Genomic DNA, 19948 nt, shown 5'->3' with positions numbered 1-19948 from the left:
CGGCGCTCAAGACGCCAGCAATAGCGCCGCGATCGCCAGCGCCGCCGGCAGCGCCTGCACATAGAGGATCCGGCGGCTGACGCTCCACGCGCCGTACACGCCGGCCACGACCACGCAGCCGAGGAAGAACAGCATCACGTCCACCCGCTGCGTCGCCACGCCCCAGCCGAGGCCCGCGGCGAGAAAGCCGTTGTACAGGCCCTGGTTGGCCGCCAGCACCTTGGTCAGCTGCGCCTTTTCCGGCGTGTTGCGGAACACCTTCATGCCCAGCGGGCGCGTCCACAGGAACATCTCCAGCACCAGGAAATACAGGTGCAGCAGCGCCACCAGGCACACCAGGATCGAGGCCAGCAGGGTCATGCGCGCGTCCGTCGGCGAAAGAGAAGACGCACAGCATAGCCGCTGGCGCTGCGGCGGGCATCGCGGCCCAGCAACGCACGTCGGCGCGGATCAGCGCGCTGGCGGCGGCGTCTCTGCCACGGTGGGCGCGGCGCTTTCGACGGCACGCGCCAGGCGCCAACCGATGACGCCGGAGAGCGTGGCCGCGATCGCGGCCAGCGCGGCGAAACCGGGTACGCCCATGCCCAGTCCGCGCAGGCCGATCATCGCCGAGGAGACGGCCACGTCGCCGGCACGCCACACCGCCGTATCCACTGCGTTCTTGCCCTGGTAGCGCAGCTGCCGCGGCACCCGCGTATATAGCGATTCGCGCGCGGGGCCGACCATGCCGTAGGTCAGCGAACGGGTGATCACCACCGGCAGCACCACCCAGGGCACGATCCATACGGCCAAGGCATAGGGATCGGGCGACAACGCGGTCGCCACCAGCGTGCCCACGCTGATCAGCGCCCACAGCGCGATCACCGCGCCGGCGCCCTTCTTCACCAGCAGCCAGCGAGTCACGGTGATCTGCACCGCGACCTGCAACACATTGGTCAGCATGTCGATGTTGGCGGCGAACTGGGTGCGCTCGACCGCGTTGTGGAAGGTGGCGCCGGAGTAGTCGGTCATCAGCGCATAGCCGGCCGTGCCGATGCAATCGCCCAGCAGCATCAACAGCGCCATGCCGCGCATGAACGGATTGGCCAGGATCTGCTTGAGGCCGTCGAACATGCCGCCGCCGACCGCCGCCTCGTGGCCGGCGTCGTGGCGGCGCGCGCCATGCACCCGCGCCCAGCGCCCGAGCAGGATCACGCACACCAGCGCCACCCCGAGCAGCGCCGCCGACACCACCAGCAGCGGCGCCACGCCGATCAGCCCGACCAGCCCACGGGTCAGCAGCGGGCCAGCCACCGCGCCGGCGGTGCCGCCCAGGCCGATCAGCGGGAACAGCCGCCGCGCTTGTTCGTTGCTCCAGATGTCGGCCATGAAGCTCCAGAACACCGACACCACGAACAGGTTGAACACGCTGACCCAGACGAAGAACACGATGCCCAGCGCGCGCGGGCTGAGCCCGCCGTGGCCGCTGAACAGCGGCACGAAGCCGAGCAGGCACAGCGCGAAGAACACGTACACCGCTGGCACCACGATCCGCCGCGGCCAACGCGCCGCCATCCACGCGAACAGCGGGGTCAACAGCAAGGTGGCGACGAAGGTCGCCATGTAGAACCAAGGCAGCTGGGTCGAACCGACCGCCGCGGCCAGCTGTTCGCGCACCGGCCGGATCACGTAGTACGCCGCCAGCACACAGAAGAAATAGACGAAGGACAGCAGCACCGCGCGCAGCTCGCCGGTCTGGACGCGCTTGTTTTCCGCTTGCATCGGCTCGCCGTTCGCCGTGTGGTTGCGCGCACGGTAGCCGATGCACTGCAACATCGCCAGCGCCGCGGCCCGCGCGCAGGCCCGACGACGCGGCGCCGCATGCACGTTGCGGCGCGCCGAGCATATGCTCTATCCGCGGCGTCTAGCGTCGGCGCCACGAAACAGGGGAACCGCGGGTGTACGACTACATCATCATCGGCGCAGGCTCGGCGGGCTGCGTGCTGGCCAACCGGCTCAGCGAGGATCCCGATTGCAAGGTACTGCTGATCGAGGCCGGTCCGCGCGACCGCAATCCCTTCATCCACATGCCGGCAGGCCTGGCGCGGCTGGCCGGCAATCGCCGCATCAACTGGAACTACCTCACCGCGCCGGAGCCGGCCTTGAACGACCGGCGCCTGTGGTGGCCGCGCGGCAAGGTGCTGGGCGGCTCCAGTTCGATCAACGCGATGTGCTACGTGCGCGGCGTGGCGGCCGACTACGACGATTGGGCCGCCGACGGTGCCGAGGGCTGGGACTGGCGCGGCGTGCTGCCCTATTTCCGGCGCAGCGAGCGCAACAGCCGCGGCGGCAATGCGCTGCACGGCGGCGACGGGCCGCTGCACGTGTCCGATCTGCGCTACCACAACCCGCTCTCGGACGTGTTCATCGCCGCCGGGCAGCAGGCCGGCTTCGCCCACAACCCCGATTTCAACGGGCCGCAGCAACAGGGCATGGGCCTGTACCAGGTCACCCAGAAGGACGGCGCGCGCTGCTCGGCGGCGGTCGCCTACCTGGCGCCGGCGCAGGCGCGCGACAACCTGCAGGTGATCACCGACGCGCTGGTGTTGCGCCTGCTGGTCGAGGGCGAGCGCGTGGTCGGCGTGGCCTACGCGCAGCGCGGCAGCGAGGTGCATGCGCGCGCCGCGCGCGAAGTGCTGCTCAGCGCCGGCGCAGTGAACTCGCCGCAGCTGCTGATGCTGTCGGGCATCGGCCCGGCCGACGAGCTGCGGCGCCACGGCATCGCGGTGCGCCTGGACCAGCCGCAGGTCGGCGCCAACCTGCAGGACCACCTGGACGTGTGCACGCTGTACCGCACCCGCCCGGGCATCAGCTACGACCGCCGCAACCAGCTGAAGATCGCCTTCGACTATTTCCTGCGCGGCCACCGCGGCGCCGGCAGCAGCAACATCGCCGAGGCCGGCGGCTTCATCCGTTCGCCGCTGGCGCCGGACGCGCGCGCCGACATCCAGCTGCATTTCGTGCCGGCGATGCTCGACGACCACGGCCGCAACCGCCTGCCCGGCGACGGCTTCACCCTGCACGCCTGCCACCTGCAGCCGCGCAGCCGTGGCCGCCTGTCGCTCAACGACGCCGACCCGCGCACGCCGGCACGGCTGCAGGCGAACTACCTCAGCGATCCCGACGGCTTCGACCTGCGCATGCTGGTGGAATGCGCGCGGCTGGCGCGGCGCATCCTGCAGCAGCCGGCGTTCGATCCCTGGCGCGGCGCGCCGCTGCTGCCGGCGCGCGAGGACCTGGACGAGGCCGGCCTGATCGCCTACATCCGCGCCAAGGCCGAGACCATCTACCACCCGATCGGCACCTGCCGGATGGGCAACGATGCGCAGGCGGTGGTCGATCCGCAGCTGCGCCTGCGCGGGCTGGAAGGCGTGCGCGTGGTCGACGCGTCGGTGATGCCGCGCCTGGTCAGCGGCAACACCAACGGGCCGACGATGATGATCGCCGAACGCGCCGCGGACCTGATCCGCGGCCGCAGCGCGCTGCGCGACTGAGCCGCCGCGCCGGCGCGCGCTGCCGCCGGCCGCGTTTCAGCGCGCGCGCCCGGCCAGCCACACGCCCAGCGCCGCCAGCGCGAAGCCGCACAGCTTCAGCGCGGTCAGGTGCTCGCCGAGCAGCACATGGCCGAACACCGCGGTCACCGGCGGCATCAGGAAGAACAGGCTCGCCACCTGCGTGGCCGCACCGCGCCGCAGCAGCAGGAACAGCAGCGCGAAGCCGCCGATCGAATTGACCAGCACCAGCCACGCCATCGCCGCGACGAAGCCGCCGCTGGCCTGGAAGCGGAAGCCTTCCCACGCCGCCAGCGGCAGCAGCACCAGCGTCGCGGCCGCGTTCTGCACCGCCAGCCCGACGCGCAGGTCGAGCTGCGCGGCATGCCGCTTCTGGTACAGGGTGCCGGCCGCGATGCCGAACAGGCCCACCAGCAACGCCAGCCAGCCGCCCCACGGGGTGGCGGCATCGATGCGGTCGGCGGCGACGGTGGCGACGCCGGCGAAGCCCAGCGCCATGCCCAGCCACTGCGCGGCGCGCAGCCGCTGGCCGCCCCACCACGGGCTGGCCGAGGCCACCAGCAACGGCATCGCCCCGATCACCAGCGCGGCCACGCCCGAGCCGGTGCCCAGCGCGAACGCCGCGTACACCCCGCCGAACTGCAAGGCCAGCATCAACACCCCGGCCACCGCGCTGCGTGCCAGTTCCTGCCGCGGCAGCGCCCGCAGGCGCGCGGGGCCGGCGGCCAGCGCGAAGCACACCGCGGTCAGGCCGAAGCGCCACAGCAGCGCGGTGAACGGCGCGGCATGCGCCACCACCTGCTTGCCGGCGATGTAGCCGGTACACCAGACCAGCACGAAGGCCAGGCCCAGCCAGGTTGCGGCGGCGGGCGCCGTACGCGCGGCGGGGATCGGGGGAAGGTCGGGATCGGGCATGCGGCATGATCCCGCAGCCGCGCGGCGACGTCACTGTGGGCAACGGTTCAGCCAGGCCCGCGGCGGTCGCGGCGGCTTCGGCACATCGGTTGCATGCGTTTCCAGGCATACGTTACGCCGTCGCGGCAGCCGCTGCGGACGGCGCACTGCCGGCCGTGTCGGCCCGGCAAAATCACCAGCAGGATCAAGACGATGCCCATTCATCTTCTCCCGGTTTGTGCAATGGCGAAAAGCGGCGCTAGAATCGGTTTCGGCAGTACCTCACAGGCCACACGCGCGATGAAACAGAACAGCAGGCACCGGCTCCTTCGACCGGTGGCAACCGGGTTGCTCGGGGCATTGCTGCCCTTTGCGATGTCCTCCACCGCGCAGACGCCGGCGCCGTCGCAGCCGCTGCCGCCGCCGATCTACACCGAAGCCACGCGCTACACCTCGCCGACCCAGCCGCTGCCGTACCGCGCCTCGCTGCCGGACAGCAAGGTGATGCCGCTGGCCACGGACTTCGATGTCGCCAGCCTGGAAGCGATGGCCGAGCAGCTCACCTACGGCGAGCGCGTGCCCGGCCTGGCGGTGGCGATCGTGCACAACGGCCAGGTGGTCAGCGCGCGCGGCTACGGCGTCACCGACGTCAACCGCCCCGAGCCGGTCGATGCGCACACCGTGTTCCGCCTGGCCTCGCTGTCCAAGGCCTTCGCCGGCACCATGGCCGGCCTGCTGGTCAACGACGGCACCCTGCGCTGGGACAGCAAGGTCACCGACTACGTGCCCGGCTTCCAGCTCAGCGATCCGGTCGCCACCCGCCAGTTGAACGTGGCCGACCTGCTCAGCCATCGCGTCGGCCTGACCTACAACGCCTACGACCGCGACGTCGAATCCAACGCCGACTACTACACGCTCAGCCACAAGCTCGCCTACGCCCCGCTCAAGTGCGCGCCGGGCGAGTGCTACGCCTACCAGAACGTCGCCTTCAGCCTGATCGGCGACGTGGTGTTCGCCGCCTCCGGCAGCTTCTACGAGCAGTCGGTGGAACGCCGCATCTTCAAGCCGCTGGGCATGAACGACGCCAGCATGGGCCTGGCCGGTATCCAGGCCAGCCCGCGCTGGGCGCGCCCGCACGTACGCAGCCGCAACGGCTGGGTGTCGCTGATGCCCAAGCCCACCTACTACCGGCTGGCCCCGGCCGCCGGCGTCAACGCCAGCATCAGCGATATGGCGCAGTGGCTGATCGCGCAGACCGGGCATCGTCCGGACGTGCTGCCGGCGCCGCTGCTGGCGACGCTGCACGCGCCGCTGATCCTCACCCCCGGCGAGATGCGCTCGGGCTGGCGCCGCGAGCGGGTCAACTCGGCCAGCTACGCGCTGGGCTGGCGCGTGTTCGATTACTCGGGCCACCAAGTGGTGTTCCATGCCGGCGCGGTGCAGGGCTATCGCGGCCTGGTCGCGCTGGTGCCCGAACGCGACCTGGGCGTGGCGATCCTGTGGAACGGCGAGAGCGGCCTGCCTTCCGGCCTGCTGCCGACCATCCTCGACCGCGCGATCGGCCTGCCGACGCAGCGCTGGCTGGACGTGGATACCGACTTCGGCAGCGACAACATGATGGCTGAGCGCCCGGATCCGAAGGACAAGAAGGGCGCGTCCGCGTCCAAGTCGGTCGCCTCGCCGCACTGACGCAGGCGGTCTCCTGATGGATTCGGTGGAAGGCGGCGCGAGCCGCCTTTCTGCTGTCTGCGCGCTGCCTTCGCGGGAGCTGCACGGCAGGAGCGGCTTCACCGCGACGAGATCCGATGGCGACGCAAGCCGGCGACTTCGCCTGATCAGGCCTTGATGAAACCGCTGGGATACGGTCGCGGCTGAAGCCGCTCCTACAGAGGAGCAGCGCGCGGCACAGGCTCGGCCACGCGGAAGCGTTTGAAGCCATCGGCTAAACGCCCTGGCTGCGTCGGCCGTCGAGTGTCGCCACCGCCGCCGCTGCCGACACTCACGCAAATGTCCCCTCAAGCGAATAAAGCCCCTCTCCCGCCGGGAGAGGGGTTGGGGTGAGGGTCCGTGCGAAGCCTCGCGGCAAGAGGTTGCTGAGAGGGTCGGGGTGAAGCCTCCCGGCAGCGAGTGCGCCTGGCGATGCACGTCGCCTCGCTGCATAACCCGCGCTACGCACGCCTCCTCATCCGGAGCTTCGCGCCACCGTCCCCCGAAAAGGGGTGCTGGTCCCGACGGGCGAAGGTGGCAGAGTGGTTATGCAGCGGACTGCAAATCCGGGAACGCCGGTTCGATTCCGACCCAGGTCGCCACGAATGGAGATCAGCAGCCAGGCAAGGCAGCAGGTCGACACTGCCGCGATGATGTTGCCCGCACGCCAGCGCCGGCTTTTTCCACGCTCGCACGCTCGCACGCTCGCACGCTCCGCGCATCGAGCGCATCGAGCGCGGCAAGCGCGGCAAGCGCGGCAAGCGCGGCAAGCGGCGTATGGAGCATGGCGCGAATGGTCCGAAAACGCCAAGGCTGTCAGCGCCGGCATGGCAGCACTGTCGGAATGCCATTGCGCAAACGAAGGAGAAGCCGACGAAGCCGGCGAACCTCGCCTGCGACAGCGAAGCAGCCGCTTGGCGGACGCGAGGCATCGTCACTGCCGGAGAACGCAGTCCGAATTCGGTGCGGTTCGGGCACGCATCAGGCGGCGACGGAATGCGACGGCGGCCAACAGCGTCGGCTAGGGACTGGCCACGGTGCAGGCAACGCGTCAGCTGCAGGTAGGCGGATGGCGGATGGCGGATGGCGGATGGCACGTCAGCGGCACATCGATGTCCTGGCAAGCAGTTCGCCACGGCGACGGCAACCGGACGCCCATAAAAAAGCTCCCTCCCCGCTGGGCACCGGGGAGAGAGCTTAGGTACGGCTATCGGGATGGATCAGATCAGATCAGCGGCGCGGGCGTTGCCGGCAGTGCGACCGGAGCGGTCTTCTTCTTGCGGGCAGCCGGCTTCTTCTTCGCGACGGCCTTCTTGGCGACAGCCTTCTTCGCGGCTGGCTTCTTGGCAGCCGACTTCTTGACCGCCTTCTTCGCCGTGGCCTTCTTCGCGGTCTTCTTTACCGCCTTCTTCGCGGTTGCCTTCTTCGCGGTCTTCTTGGCGGCGGTCTTCTTGGTCGCTGCCTTCTTCGCGGTCTTCTTTACCGCCTTCTTGGCGGTGGTCTTCTTGGTGGTGGCCTTCTTGACGGCCTTCTTCACCTTGGCGACCTTCTTGGCGACTTTCTTGGCAGCCTTCTTGACCGCCTTCTTTACCGAGATCTTCTTCGCTGCCGGCTTCTTGGCGGCAGTCTTCTTGACCGCTTTCTTAGCGGCCGGCTTCTTTTTCGCAGCTTTTTTCGTGGCCATGGGATGGCTCCTCGTCAGTGAACTATGGATTGAAAACGCCCAGTTAAAGCAAACCCGCGGCGATGGTCCGCCTGCAGGATCCGCCGGCGCGTCGTGCGGGCCGGGTCGGATACAGAAACACCCGTACCGAAACTCGATACGGGTGCCGTGCCGGGGGAGACGTTGCGTTTCTCGGAGGGAAGCGACACCTGATCCACCATCATCGGGTTCCTGGCGGATGTCCAAGTTGTGCTTCGCGGTTTGATGTCGATCCGATTCACTCGCTTTCGCAGCAACGTCTGCTGGGCGAAACCTAATCACGCTTTTTTTTACTGTCAACAGTTCTACGCAATTTTTTTTCAGGCGTCGCGTGCCGCGACCATGCCGATCGCCGCGATCGGCAGCCCTCCGACCTCGACAACCGCCGCCGCCAAACCCGCAGCGAATCTTTGGCGCAAACAAAAACAGCGGTAATTCCCGTGCTTTTTTGCAACGGGCCAACGCGAGCGGCAGTTTGGCGCGCGGCCATGCCAAGCGTGGGCGGCAGCGAAGCGCGAGCGCGCGAGCCTGTCCGCAAGCTGAAAAAAACTTTTCGCGGCATGCGCCGTTCCGGCATCGCACAAGAGCAAATGCGCAAAACTGCGCAAACTTTTTCGCGCTGTTCGGCGCTTGTCGGCGCGTTGCGTGCGTCGCCACGCAGCGCATCGCGGCGGCGCGCGATGCCGCTGCGACGTCCGCTCGCCGCGCTGCGTTCCTCACCATCGCGTCACGCGCACGCGGCCGGCGCGTCGTGTTCCATCCCGCCACCGCGTCCGCTGCCGAGCGCGCGGTCGCAGCGCCGGCACCGCTGCATGCCGCATGCGCGTCGCCGCGGCGAACACGTTCCGATCAGACGAACGCGGCATCTCTGCCGTCCGCGCTCGCACTGCAGCGGACGTGATCGCCGTCGGGAGATGCGCTGCACGCGCCGCCCGAGTGCGATGCGCTGCGACGCGCATCACCGCCAAAAATCCGACGCGACATCCGCTCGCGTCGCAGCGTCCGTCCCGCGGCATCGCCTCGGCCGGTTGCAAGGGCAGCGTACGCAGCGAAGCGCGCGGCGCGCTGCCGTCGCCTGCGCCAGGTCGATCTCCCACGGTGCGCCGCATGCGTCGTTCGCGACCGCGCCGATCCGCCGGCTGCCGAGAACATCGCGCGCCGTGATACGCCACCGCCCCGTTCCGCCGCCCCAAACGAAAACCGGCCGCACAAGGCGGCCGGTTCGGCTGTCGCGACGAGTCGGCTCGGCTCAGTGGCCGTCTTCCTCGAGCAGTTCGGCGTAGTCGTCCGGGGTCAGCAGCTCGTTCAACTGCTCCTGGTCGGCGATCTCCAGCACGAAGATCCAGCCTTCGCCGTAGGCGTCCTCGTTGATCGTCTCCGGCTTGTCGCTGAGCGCGGCGTTGACCTCGACCACCTTGCCGGTGAGCGGGCTGTACACGTCCGACGCGGCCTTGACCGACTCGACCACGGCCACGCCGTTGCCGGCGACGACCTCGTCGCCGACGTTGGGAAGTTCGACGTAGACCAGGTCGCCGAGCAGGCCCTGGGCATGGTCGGAAATGCCGATGGTGACGCGACCGTTGCCTTCGACGCGCGCCCATTCATGGGACTTGAGGAATTTGAGGTCGCCAGGGATCTCGCTCATGGGGCTGCTCCGGAAAAGACGATGTCGGGGATGGGGGGCTAGTGTAGCGAACCGGATGCTCCGCAACGACGTCGCGGGCGTCGCGGCGACCGGCGGCTCAGCCGAGAACGCCGGGCTGGACCTGGCCTTCGCGCACGAACGGGAACTTGACCACGCGCACCGGCACTTCCTTGCCGCGGATGTCCACCCGCACCTCGCCCGGCGCGCCGGCCGGCACGCGCGCGAACGCGATCGCCTTGCCCAGCGTCGGCGAGAACGTGCCGGACAGGATCTCGCCCTCGCCCTGCGCGGTGAGCACCTTCTGGCCGTGGCGCAACACGCCCTTGTCGTCCATCACCAGGCCGATCATCTGCCGCGGCGCACCGTTGGCCTTGTGCGCTTCGAGCACGTCGCGGCCGATGAACACGCGACCCTCGTCCAGCGTCACGGTCCAGGCCAGCGCCGCTTCGTACGGCGACACGGTCTCGTCCATGTCCTGCCCATACAGGTTCATGCCGGCCTCCAGGCGCAGCGTGTCGCGCGCGCCCAGGCCCGCCGGCTTGACCCCCGCCTGCAGCAGCGCGTTCCAGAACGCCACGGCCTGCTGCTGTGGCAGCACGATCTCGAAGCCGTCCTCGCCGGTGTAGCCGGTGCGCGCGACGAACAGCGCCACGCCGTCGGCCGAGGTCGCCTCGAACGCGGCGAAGCGGCCCAGCTTCTGCACCGCGGCGCGATCGTCCTCGCGCAGCAGGCCGATCACCTTGGCGCGCGCGTTGGGGCCCTGCACCGCGATCATCGCGAAGTCCTCGCGCTCGCGCACCTCCACGCCGAACGCCTGCGCCTGCTCACCGATCCAGGCCAGGTCCTTGACCCGGGTGGCGGCGTTGACCACCAGGCGGAACAACGTGTCGGACATGTAATAGACGATCAGGTCGTCGATCACCCCGCCCTGCGGGTTGAGCATGCAGGTGTACAGCGCCTTGCCCGGTTGCTTCAGCTTGTCCACCGAGTTGGCCAGCAGGTGGCGCAGGAAGCCGCGCACCTGGGTGCCGTGCAGGTCGACCACGGTCATGTGGCTGACGTCGAACATGCCCGCGTCGCTGCGCACCTGGTGGTGCTCGTCGATCTGCGAGCCGTAGTGGATCGGCATGTCCCAGCCGCCGAAGTCGACCATCTTGGCGCCGAGGGCGCGATGGCTGTCGTTGAGGATGGTCTTCTGGGTCATGGCGCGGGTCCGTGAGTAAAGTCGCCCATTATCGCCGGCCGTGCGGGGGATAAGGAATGGGACTCGGGACTCGGGACTCGGGACTCGGGACTCGGGACTCGGGACTCGGGACGGCAGGATGCTGTCCGAGGGTAAATCGCTGTCAAGCGATTTGATGCAAAAAGGCCGCTTTCTCTTAGAAAAAAGCGCCCCCTTTTTTGCAACTCTGGCGCAGCCGCTTTTCTGTAGGAGGGGCTTCAGCCCCGACGCCTTACCGGTAACGCGTCGGGGCTGCAGCCCCGACGCGTTATCGGTAAGGCGTCGGGGCTGAAGCCCCTCCTACAGAAAAGCGGCTTGGCTGGAGCGGGGAAAAGCCGCTTGTTCTTCAATAAATTGGCACTTTTTTCATCAGGGCGTTTGACGGCGATTTTTTCGCTCGGACACCATCCTGCGGTCCCCGGTCTACCGCCCCAACCCATGCGGCTTGATCACCCCGGTATAGATGCCCAGGATCACCAGCAGGATCAGGCAGACCGATAGGCCGATGCGCCAGGTCAGTGCGTTCACCGTGCGCTTGCTCTGGCCACGGTCCACCAACAGGTAGTACAGGCCGGCGCCGAGGTTCCACAGAATGACCAGCAGGAAGGCGACGATCAGCAGGGTTTTCAGCGAGTCGTTCATGGGCGTCTCGGTGCACGGTATCGCTGCATTATGACCCTGGCCGCGTCCTCGCGCGTCGCCGCGCGCGCGCGCATGCCGCTGTGGCTGGGCTGGGGGCTCGCGCTGGCGGTGGCGCTGGGATTCTGCGCGCTGGGCCGCTGGCAATTGCTGCGCATGCACGAGAAACAGGCGCTGCTCGCGCAGGCCGCGCACGTGCGCGACCGTCCGCAGGCGCTGGCCGATGCGCTGCGCACGCTGCGCCCGGCGCAGCTGGCCTGGGTGCACGGCAGCGGCCGTTTCCTGCCCGGGCAGATCCTGCTCGACAACCAATTGCGCGAGGGCCGCAGCGGGGTCAAGGTCTATCAGCCGTTCCTGGCCGACGGCGCGTCCGCGCCGCTGCTGGTCGAACTGGGCTGGCTGCCGTTGCCGGCCGATCGCGCGCTGCCCACACCGGTGCCGCTGCACGGGCAGTACGCGCTGGCCGGCCTGCTCGGCCCGGCGCCGTCGCACGGGCTGGCGCTGGGGCCGGCGCTGGTCGCCGCGCCGGCGCCGCAGCTGTGGCTGGCGATGCGCATCGAGCCGGCGGCGATCGGCGAGGCGCTCGGACGCCGCGACATTTTGTCGCAGGTGCTGCGCCTGGATCCGGCGTTGCCGCTGGGCTATCCGCGCGACCTGGAGATGCTGCCGAACACCCTGCCGCCCGAGCGCCACTTGGGTTACGCGGTGCAATGGTTCGGCCTGGCGCTGGCCGTGCTGATCACCGCGGCGCTGCTGAGCTGGCGCGCGCGCAAGGGACGGGGCGGGCGCTGAGCGCGCGCGCATGAGAAAATCCCCGGCATGAATGCCTCCCCCTCGGCTCCACGCCAGGCGACCGCGCGCGGCCGCTGGACGTTGATCGCGCTGTTCGTCCTGTTCTTCGGCTCGATGCTGGTCGCCGGCGCGCTGCGTTTTTCCGGCTGGCAACCACCGGGCAACCGCAACCACGGCGAACTGCTGCAGCCGCCGGCCGACCTGCGCGCGCTGCAGCCGCGGCTGGACGACGGCAGCGTCTACGCCTGGCAGCCGCAGCAGCGCGTGTGGCGCATCGCACTGGCGCCGCCGCGCGACTGTGCCAGCGCCTGCGAAGCGCTGACGCGCGATCTGAACAAGGTCTGGCAGCTGTTCGGCCATGACGCCGACCACGTGCAGATCCTGTGGATCGGCACGCCGCCGGCGGCGGTGCGCGCGCTGCCGCAGGTGCGCGTGCTGCGCGCCGACCCGGCGCTGCTGGCCGGCCTGCCGCGTGTGCACGATGCCGCAGGCGTGCCGGTCTACGTGATCGATCCGAACGGCTTCGTGGTGCTGCGCTACGCGCCGGGCTTCGACCCGGCCGGATTGCGCGCGGATGTGTCGAAGCTGCTGAAACTCCTGTGAGTCACCCCCTATGAACCTGTTCGCGCCGCCGGCGCTGTTTCGGCACTTCCACCGCATGGCCTGGCTGGCGGCGTTGTTCACCGCCAGCACGATCATGTTCGGATCGTTCGTGCGCCTGTCCGACGCCGGCATGAGTTGCCCGGACTGGCCGACCTGCTATGGCCGGGTGACCTGGCCGCAGAGCAGTGACGAGGCCAACGCGCACGCCGCGAGCAAGATCCGCCCGCTGGAGACGCACAAGGCCTGGCGCGAGCAGGTGCACCGGTTCCTGGCCGGGGCGCTGGGCGTGGAAGTGCTGGTGCTGTCGTTGCTGGCTGCGCGCCGGCGCCGGCTCGGCATCGCGCAGATCGTCGGCGCCGCGGCGCTGGTGGCGCTGTCGATCCCGCTGTACATGTCCGGCTGGCCGACGTGGGCGATGGCGTTGGCGGGCACCGGCGAAGCGATCCTGCTGCTGGCGGCGCTGCGCTGGTCCAACAGCGACCTGGCGCGCGCGGCGGCGCTGACCCTGGCGGTGGTGATCTTCCAGGCCCTGCTGGGCATGTGGACGGTGACCCTGCTGCTCAAGCCGATCGTGGTGATGGGGCATCTGCTCGGCGGCCTGCTGATGTTCTCGCTGCTGGTGTGGATGGCCTGGCGCGCCACCCACCTGCCGATCACCCTGGCCGACGCGTCGCGGCTGAAGTGGCTGCTGCGCCTGGGCGTGGCGCTGCTGGCGCTGCAGATCGCGCTCGGCGGCTGGGTCAGCGCCAATTACGCGGCGCTGGCCTGCGGCGGCGGCAGCTGGTCGGCCGACAACTTCCCGCGCTGCGTCAGCCAGTGGTGGCCGCCGCACGATTTCCGCGAAGGCTTCACCCTGTGGCGCGGCATCGGCGTGGACTACGAAGGCGGCGTGCTCGACGGCGCGGCGCGCATCGCGATCCAGATGGCGCACCGGATGATGGCGCTGGTCGTGGCGGCCTACCTGCTGTGGCTGGGCTGGCGGCTGAGCCGCTCGCCGGGCATGCGCGGCTGGGCGGCGGCGCTGGTGGTGCTGCTGCTGGCGCAGGTCAGCCTGGGCATCCTCAACGTCAAGCTGGCGCTGCCGCTGCCGGTGGCGGTGCTGCACAACGCCGGCGCGGTGGCGCTGCTGTTCGTGCTGGTGTCGCTGCTGGCGCGCTTGCGGGCGCCGCAATGAGCGCGACGGGCATCCACTGGCGCGACTACTGGGACCTGACCAAGCCCAAGGTGGTGGCGCTGATCGTGTTCACCGCGCTGGTCGGCATGTGCCTGGCGATTCCCGGCGTGCCGACCTGGGCGCAGGTGCGTACCGGCCTGATCGGCTTCTTCGGCATCTGGCTGGCGGCCTCGGCCGCGGCGGCGATCAACCAGTTGCTGGACGCGCGCATCGACGCGCAGATGGCGCGCACCTCGTGGCGGCCGCTGGTGGTGGGCAAGGTGCTGCCGTGGCAGGTGCTGCTGTTCGCTACAGCGCTGACCGCGCTGTCGATGACGATCCTGGTCATCTGGGTCAACACCATCACCGCGGTGCTGACCTTCGCCTCGCTGATCGGCTACGCGGTGATCTACACCGTGTTCCTCAAGCGCACCACGCCGCAGAACATCGTCATCGGCGGCCTGGCCGGCGCCGCGCCGCCGCTGCTGGGCTGGGCCGCGATCACCGGCATGCAGGGCCAGTGGGACTGGGCCTACGCGTCGCTGCTGGTGCTGATCATCTTCGTGTGGACGCCGCCGCACTTCTGGGCGCTGGCGATCTTCCGCCGCGCCGACTACGCCAAGGCATCGATCCCGATGCTGCCGGTCACCCACGGCGTGGTGCATACGCGCAGGCAGATCCTGGTGTACACGCTGCTGCTGGTGGTGGTGACCCTGCTGCCGGTGGCGGTGGGCATGAGCGGCGTGTTCTACCTCGGCGGCACGCTGGTGCTCGATGCGGTGTTCGTCTGGTTCGCCTGGCGCATGCTCGACCCGCCGGACGAGATGTTCTCGATGCGCATGTTCGGCTATTCGATCGTGTACCTGATGGCGTTGTTCGCTTTCCTGCTGGTCGATCACTGGATCGGCTGAGCGTCCCGTTCCCGTTCGCGGCACTCAAGGGACGGCGGCCCAGGCCGCTACCGATGGATTGACCGTAGACGGCGAGACCGTTGGGAGGGCGTATGTGGGGAAAGAGCAAGCGCGATGCGGCGATGGCGCTGCAGGGCATGACCGCACGTCTGCGTGAGGTCGAGACCGAGCGCGACCGTGCCCACGCCGAGGCCGAACACGCCCGGACCGAGCTCAGCTATCTGCGCGGCCGCTTCGACCTGGTCACCGGCGGCACCAGCGACGGCCTGTGGGACATGAGCGTGGTGGCCGGCGATCCGATCAATCCGGCCAACGAGTTCTGGTGGTCGACCCAGTTCCGTGCGCTGCTCGGCTTCGCCTCGGAGGCGGAGTTCCCCAACGTGCTCGACAGCTGGGCCTCGCGCCTGCATCCGCAGGACAAACAGGCCACGCTGGACGCGTTCGCCGCGCATCTGGCCGATCGCAGCGGCCGCACCGCGTACGATGTGGAGTACCGGCTGCAGCTGAAGAACGGTCAATACCGCTGGTTCCGCGCGTTGGGAACCACCCAGCGCGACGCCAACGGCGCACCGCTGCGGGTGGCCGGCTCGCTCACCGACATCGGCGAGCGCCGCGAGCGCGATGCCTTCCTCGACGTGATCCTGACCCGCTTCGAACTGGGCGCGGAGATGCTCAACGACGGCCTGTGGGACATGAGCGTGATCGCCGGCGACCCGATCAATCCGGCCAACGAGTTCTGGTGGTCGCCGCAGTTCCGCGCGCTGCTCGGCTTCGCCTCGGAGGCGGAGTTCCCCAACGTGCTCGACAGCTGGGCCTCGCGCCTGCACCCGGAAGACAAGCAGGCCGCGCTGAACGCGTTCGCCGCGCATCTCAACGACCGCAGCGGCCGCACCTCCTTCGACATCGAATACCGCTTGCAGCAGAAGAGCGGCCAGTACCGTTGGTTCCGCGCGCGCGGGCTGACCAAGCGCGCGGCCGATGGCACGCCGCTGCGTGCGGTCGGTGCGTTGCTGGACATCCATGCCGCGCGTCAGCTCGGCGACGCGGCACGCACGCTGCAGGTCGCGGCGGCCGAGATGGTCGAGGACAACAACGACCTGGCGCGGCGCACCGAGCAGCAGGCGGCGGCGCTGGAGGAAGCGGCCAGTTCGATGGAAGAGATCACCAGCACCGTGCAGAGCAACGTGGACCACGTGGGCCATGCCAATCGGCTGGTGGACGGCGCCAGCGACGTGGCCCAGCGCGGCGGCACGGTGGTGAACGACGTGGTCGCGACGATGGCCGGCATCGAAACCGCATCGCGCAAGATCTCCGACATCATCAGCGTCATCGACGGCATCGCGTTCCAGACCAACATTCTGGCGCTCAACGCCGCGGTGGAAGCGGCACGCGCCGGCGAACAGGGCCGCGGTTTCGCGGTGGTGGCCACCGAGGTGCGCAGCCTGGCCCAGCGCTGCACCGATGCCGCCCGTGAAGTCCGCGGCCTCATCGCCAGCTCCAGCGAGCAGGTCGAACGCGGGTCGGCGCTGGTGGCGCGGGCCGGGACCACCATGGGCGAGCTGTTCACTGCGGTGCGCGAGGTGCAGGGGATCATGGGCGAGATCGCCAACGCCAGCCGCGAGCAGAGCGCCGGCATCGTCCAGGTCAACCAGATCGTGGTGCAGATGGATACCGCGACGCAGAAGAACGCGGCCCTGGTCGAGAAGATGGCCGATGCCGCGCGCGGTCTGGAGGGCCAGGCGCAGGGTCTGACCGCGCACACCACCAGCGGCCGCCGCCCAGGCAGCGGCCATGCCGCCGAACCGGTGCGCGCGGTGGCCTGAGCGGTACGCAGCGAAGCCGCTGGCGCGGCGGTGGGCGGCGTCGCTCGACGCCGCGCCGGCCGCTGGACACGCCGCGCACCAAGCGGCATCCGCGGCGAGCCCCCCTCGAATATGTTTGTGCGATGCCTTTCGTTCGATGGCGCCCGGCGCGGCGCGCGCTGCCTAGGCAGGCGCGTGCGCCAGCACGGGCGCATGCCGCGATGACCCGGGCGCTCAGCTCAGCCAGTGCTGGCAGCTGTCGCGGTCCTGGCTGCCGCAGCTTTGCTGCATCTTGTGTTGCAGGCGTGCGAGCACGGCGCTGCCGCCATGGCCCTTGCTCCAGCCCTGCAGGGTCTTGGCCAGGGTGTCGAAGCGCTGCTTGGTGCGCTGGTGGTAGCCGCCGGGCTGCCCGGCCAGTTCGCCGATGACCTGGCCTGCGGCGGCCTCGATTGCGGCCGCATTGTCCGGCTGCAGCCGGATCAGGCCATCGACATAGAGCACGCCCCACTGCACCCGGGTGGCGGGGCCTTCGGCGCTCTCGTAGGCCTTCTTCAGCCAGTACAGCGCGGTCTGCCTGTCGCCGCGCGCCTCGGCCAGGCCGGACAGTTCCGGCATGTAGTAGTACGGCGTCTTGCTGCGCCCCAGTTCGGCCAGCAGCAGCTGTTCGGCGCCGGCGCTGTCACCGGCGTCGTCGAGCAGGCCGGCGGCGTTGCTGATCGTGGACTGGCGTTCGTAGTCGGTCTTGGCGGCCTGTTCGGCCCAGCGCACGCGCTGCTGTACCTTTTCGGTCACCGCGGCCGGCAACGGCGGATGCGGCGCGTCGCCCGGATCGGCCGGCTGGCCCTGCGCCAGCCGCGCCAGTTGGATGTCGGCATAGGCGGTGTCCAGGCGATCGCTGATCGGTAGGCTCGCGTCGGCGTAGACCTGGTCCAGCGCGTGACTCAGCGCGCGCGACAGCGTGGCCCGTTCGCCGGCATCGGCGGCCGCGGCCTGGACCAGCTCGCGCGCCGAGTAGGTCAGGGTGCTGCGGTTGGCGCGGACCTCGGCCGGATCGGCCAGCACCGCCTGCAGCAGGCGGCGATCAGTGGCGCGGCGCTTGGCCTCCATGGCACCGGCCTTGTCCGGATCCTGCGCGGCCAGCGCCAGCAGTGCGAAGCGGCGCTGCAGTGCCGGCTGCGGCGCGGCGGCGGCCAATTGCGCGAGCACGCCGGCGGCCTGCTCCGGCTTGACCAACTGGCTCGCATCCACCGCCCAGCCGTATTCGCCGAGCAGGGTCCAGTCGTCGGCGCCGAGCGTGGTGGGCGCTTTCAGCGCCTGTTGCAGCAGTTGCGTCGAGCTGGTGGTGCGGGTCGCCGCCACGCGCAACGCTTCGGCCAGCCGGCCGGTGTCGCTGTCGCCGGCCAGGCGGGTGACCTCGCTGCGATCGGGGCGCAGCACGATGATGGTCGGGTAGCCCTTGATGCCGAAGCGTTCGCCCCAGGCCTGCGCGCCTTCCGAATCGCCGTCCAGGTGCACCGCGACGAAGGCGCGGGTGCGGGCGATGAAGGCCGGGTCCTTGAACAGCGTGGCCTTGAGCCGGTTGCACGGCGGGCACCAGGCCGCGCCCCAGTACAGCAGCACTGGCTTGTTGTGTTCACGGGCTTCTGCGAAGGCGTCGTCGACGTCGCCCTCGCGCCAGGCGATGCCGGCGCTGTCGGGCGTCTTGGCCGGCGCAGCGGTCTGTGGCTTGGAGGCGGCGGGCGGCTTGTCGCAGCCGCCCAGCGCCAGCACTGCGGCAAGGCTGGCGGACGTCATCACGGAAAGGCGGAGCGTACGGCGCATACGTCGGTCACCGGGCGAAGAGGGGAGGAGCGGCAACAGCGGATGCCGTGCAGGCCATGGCGCCAATCGCGCACTCTACCTAGCCGATCGTGCCGCGGGTACCCGGCGGACATGTCGTTTGCGCATTTGCATATGCCGCGATTCAGCGGCGGCGGCCGGCGCGCGTTTGCCACACGGCGCGAACGACGGCGCGTGGCGGGCCGTCATGGCGCAACGTTGCTGTTTTGCCACGGCGGCTCGCCGCGATCGGCGTGTTGTGCACGCACGCAGGCGTCGGCCGCGCCTTCTCGGGCAGGCCGCGCCGATCCGTCGCCGTGCCGCGCGCTCGCTAGTCCTGTGTCGCCGTCTTCGTATCGCGCGCGTAGCGCTGCGCGATGAAGGCGCAGACGATCAGCTGGATCTGGTGGTAGATCATCACCGGCAGCACGATCGCGCCGAGGCTGCCGCTGGCGAACAGCACCTTGGCCATCGGCACGCCGGTGGCCAGGCTCTTCTTCGAGCCGCAGAACACGATCGGAATCTCGTCCTGGCGGGCGAAGCCCAGCCGCCGCGCGGCGAAGGTGATCAGTCCCATCGCCAGCGCCAGCAGCAGCGCGGCGACCAGCGCCACCCCGAGCAGCGCCGGCAGCGGCGTCTTGCGCCACAGGCCTTCGATCACCGCGGCGCTGAAGGCGGTGTACACCACCAGCAGGATCACGCCCTGGTCGGTGTAGCGCAGCACCGCGCGGCGCCGTTCGACCCAGCCGCCGATCCAGCGCCGCAGCAGGTGGCCGACCACGAACGGCACCAGCAGCTGCAGCATGATCTTGCCCATCGCCTCCAGCGGGTTGGCCATCGCGCTCTGCGCACCGGCGAGCAGGCCCATCAGCAACGGCGTCAGGAACACACCGAGCAGGCTCGACAGCGAGGCGCTGCACACCGCCGCCGGCACGTTGCCGCCGGCCATCGAAGTGAACGCGATCGACGATTGCACGGTGGACGGCAGCGCGCACAGGAACAGCACGCCGATGTACAGCTCCGGGGTCAGCAGCCAGTGCGACAGCGGCTTGAGCAACAGGCCGAGCAGCGGGAACAGCACGAAGGTGGCGGCGAGGATGGTCAGGTGCAGGCGCCAGTGCAGCGCGCCGGCGACGATCGCCTCGCGCGACAGCCGCGCGCCGTGCAGGAAGAACAGCGCCGCGATGGCGATATCGGTGGCGTCGTCCATCACCGCCGCGGCGCGGCCCTGCACCGGCAGCAGCGAGGCCAGCAGCACCGTGCCGAGCAGGGCCAGGGTGAACGGTTCGATGCGGAGTTTTTTCAGCAGGCTCATCGGTGGCGGAATCTCGGCGAAGGGGTTCGTCGGCGCGGGCGGTGAGGAAGCGATCGCGCCACTGCGTGCGGAACGACACCCTCGTGCGTAGCGCTCGCGACTGCGGCGGTCGCGCAGAAAGCGGCCGCGCCGCGCAGTGGCCAACGCGGACCACCCTCAGTGGCGCGGGCATCGCGTGGACGGGGGGACGCGAT

15 protein-coding genes and 1 pseudogene are annotated in these 19948 nt (G+C 69.7%); 8 read left to right on the top strand and 8 right to left on the bottom strand.

What is annotated here, in order from left to right:
- Positions 1-6: 6 nt before the first annotated feature.
- Both VDQ83_RS01185 and VDQ83_RS01180 read right to left on the bottom strand, forming a co-directional pair.
- Positions 7-360: a DUF1304 domain-containing protein gene (locus VDQ83_RS01185; RefSeq protein WP_455433561.1), complete on the bottom strand. Its 354-nt coding sequence runs from the start codon at positions 358-360 to the stop codon at positions 7-9.
- A 90-nt stretch (positions 361-450) separates the two neighbouring features.
- Positions 451-1815, bottom strand: coding sequence for an NTP/NDP exchange transporter (locus VDQ83_RS01180; protein WP_455433560.1), 1365 nt, complete (start codon positions 1813-1815; stop codon positions 451-453).
- 122 nt (positions 1816-1937) lie between these two features.
- Here VDQ83_RS01180 and VDQ83_RS01175 point away from each other — a divergent pair, with 122 nt between their 5' ends.
- Complete coding sequence (locus VDQ83_RS01175) at positions 1938-3533, top strand: GMC family oxidoreductase (protein ID WP_455433559.1); 1596 nt, start codon at positions 1938-1940, stop codon at positions 3531-3533.
- Between the two features lie 36 nt (positions 3534-3569).
- Here the strand turns inward: VDQ83_RS01175 and VDQ83_RS01170 are convergent, their stop codons facing one another.
- The gene (locus VDQ83_RS01170; RefSeq protein ID WP_455433558.1) at positions 3570-4466 is read right to left on the bottom strand and encodes a DMT family transporter; all 897 of its coding nucleotides are present in this window, start codon (positions 4464-4466) and stop codon (positions 3570-3572) included.
- A gap of 279 nt (positions 4467-4745) precedes the next feature.
- Between VDQ83_RS01170 and VDQ83_RS01165 the strand changes: the two genes are divergently transcribed.
- Positions 4746-6134, top strand: coding sequence for a serine hydrolase domain-containing protein (locus VDQ83_RS01165; RefSeq protein ID WP_263395312.1), 1389 nt, complete (start codon positions 4746-4748; stop codon positions 6132-6134).
- A 1295-nt stretch (positions 6135-7429) separates the two neighbouring features.
- A pseudogene (locus VDQ83_RS01160) lies at positions 7430-7837 on the top strand (hypothetical protein); the annotation flags it as partial.
- Positions 7838-9103: 1266 nt separating this feature from the next.
- Here the strand turns inward: VDQ83_RS01160 and gcvH are convergent.
- From gcvH to VDQ83_RS01145, 3 genes are all read right to left on the bottom strand, one after another.
- Positions 9104-9499, bottom strand: a complete 396-nt coding sequence (gcvH, locus tag VDQ83_RS01155) for a glycine cleavage system protein GcvH (RefSeq protein WP_455433557.1) — start codon at positions 9497-9499, stop codon at positions 9104-9106.
- Between the two features lie 97 nt (positions 9500-9596).
- Positions 9597-10703, bottom strand: a complete 1107-nt coding sequence (gene gcvT / locus VDQ83_RS01150) for a glycine cleavage system aminomethyltransferase GcvT (protein ID WP_455433556.1) — start codon at positions 10701-10703, stop codon at positions 9597-9599.
- 441 nt (positions 10704-11144) lie between these two features.
- Complete coding sequence (locus VDQ83_RS01145) at positions 11145-11363, bottom strand: twin transmembrane helix small protein (protein WP_003480622.1); 219 nt, start codon at positions 11361-11363, stop codon at positions 11145-11147.
- Between the two features lie 30 nt (positions 11364-11393).
- Here VDQ83_RS01145 and VDQ83_RS01140 point away from each other — a divergent pair, with 30 nt between their 5' ends.
- The 5 genes from VDQ83_RS01140 to VDQ83_RS01120 all read left to right on the top strand — a co-directional run bounded on the left by VDQ83_RS01140 (position 11394) and on the right by VDQ83_RS01120 (position 16642).
- On the top strand, positions 11394-12152 hold the full coding sequence (locus VDQ83_RS01140) for an SURF1 family protein (RefSeq protein WP_309922152.1): 759 nt from the start codon (positions 11394-11396) through the stop codon (positions 12150-12152).
- 27 nt (positions 12153-12179) lie between these two features.
- On the top strand, positions 12180-12755 hold the full coding sequence (locus tag VDQ83_RS01135) for a hypothetical protein (protein WP_455433555.1): 576 nt from the start codon (positions 12180-12182) through the stop codon (positions 12753-12755).
- A gap of 10 nt (positions 12756-12765) precedes the next feature.
- Complete coding sequence (locus tag VDQ83_RS01130) at positions 12766-13929, top strand: COX15/CtaA family protein (RefSeq protein WP_263396025.1); 1164 nt, start codon at positions 12766-12768, stop codon at positions 13927-13929.
- Entirely contained in the window at positions 13926-14819 is an 894-nt protein-coding gene (cyoE, locus tag VDQ83_RS01125; protein ID WP_309922158.1) for a heme o synthase, read from the top strand. The genes VDQ83_RS01130 and cyoE overlap by 4 nt, the downstream gene beginning before the upstream one ends.
- Before the next feature lie 92 nt (positions 14820-14911).
- Positions 14912-16642 (top strand): methyl-accepting chemotaxis protein, encoded by a 1731-nt coding sequence (locus tag VDQ83_RS01120; RefSeq protein ID WP_309922161.1) that lies wholly within the window; start codon positions 14912-14914, stop codon positions 16640-16642.
- A 213-nt stretch (positions 16643-16855) separates the two neighbouring features.
- Here the strand turns inward: VDQ83_RS01120 and VDQ83_RS01115 are convergent, their stop codons facing one another.
- Together VDQ83_RS01115 and VDQ83_RS01110 are read right to left on the bottom strand one after the other, a co-directional pair.
- The gene (locus tag VDQ83_RS01115) at positions 16856-18442 is read right to left on the bottom strand and encodes a thioredoxin family protein (protein WP_455433554.1); all 1587 of its coding nucleotides are present in this window, start codon (positions 18440-18442) and stop codon (positions 16856-16858) included.
- A 328-nt stretch (positions 18443-18770) separates the two neighbouring features.
- On the bottom strand, positions 18771-19754 hold the full coding sequence (locus tag VDQ83_RS01110; protein ID WP_455433553.1) for a bile acid:sodium symporter family protein: 984 nt from the start codon (positions 19752-19754) through the stop codon (positions 18771-18773).
- Positions 19755-19948 lie beyond the last annotated feature (194 nt).

Source organism: Xanthomonas sp. WHRI 7945 (assembly GCF_035026585.1).
Note: the sequence above shows the minus strand (reverse complement) of the source record. Positions and strands in the feature narration are given on the sequence as shown.

Excerpts from the sequence above, each read along its gene's own strand:
- VDQ83_RS01185 (WP_455433561.1), bottom strand. The coding sequence starts at position 360 with ATGACCCTGCTGGCCTCGATCCTGGTGTGCCTGGTGGCGCTGCTGCAC.
- VDQ83_RS01180 (WP_455433560.1), bottom strand. The coding sequence starts at position 1,815 with ATGTTGCAGTGCATCGGCTACCGTGCGCGCAACCACACGGCGAACGGC.
- VDQ83_RS01170 (WP_455433558.1), bottom strand. The coding sequence starts at position 4,466 with ATGCCCGATCCCGACCTTCCCCCGATCCCCGCCGCGCGTACGGCGCCC.
- VDQ83_RS01165 (WP_263395312.1), top strand. The coding sequence starts at position 4,746 with ATGAAACAGAACAGCAGGCACCGGCTCCTTCGACCGGTGGCAACCGGG.
- gcvH (WP_455433557.1), bottom strand. The coding sequence starts at position 9,499 with ATGAGCGAGATCCCTGGCGACCTCAAATTCCTCAAGTCCCATGAATGG.
- gcvT (WP_455433556.1), bottom strand. The coding sequence starts at position 10,703 with ATGACCCAGAAGACCATCCTCAACGACAGCCATCGCGCCCTCGGCGCC.
- VDQ83_RS01145 (WP_003480622.1), bottom strand. The coding sequence starts at position 11,363 with ATGAACGACTCGCTGAAAACCCTGCTGATCGTCGCCTTCCTGCTGGTC.
- VDQ83_RS01140 (WP_309922152.1), top strand. The coding sequence starts at position 11,394 with ATGACCCTGGCCGCGTCCTCGCGCGTCGCCGCGCGCGCGCGCATGCCG.
- VDQ83_RS01135 (WP_455433555.1), top strand. The coding sequence starts at position 12,180 with ATGAATGCCTCCCCCTCGGCTCCACGCCAGGCGACCGCGCGCGGCCGC.
- VDQ83_RS01130 (WP_263396025.1), top strand. The coding sequence starts at position 12,766 with ATGAACCTGTTCGCGCCGCCGGCGCTGTTTCGGCACTTCCACCGCATG.
- cyoE (WP_309922158.1), top strand. The coding sequence starts at position 13,926 with ATGAGCGCGACGGGCATCCACTGGCGCGACTACTGGGACCTGACCAAG.
- VDQ83_RS01120 (WP_309922161.1), top strand. The coding sequence starts at position 14,912 with ATGTGGGGAAAGAGCAAGCGCGATGCGGCGATGGCGCTGCAGGGCATG.
- VDQ83_RS01115 (WP_455433554.1), bottom strand. The coding sequence starts at position 18,442 with ATGCGCCGTACGCTCCGCCTTTCCGTGATGACGTCCGCCAGCCTTGCC.
- VDQ83_RS01110 (WP_455433553.1), bottom strand. The coding sequence starts at position 19,754 with ATGAGCCTGCTGAAAAAACTCCGCATCGAACCGTTCACCCTGGCCCTG.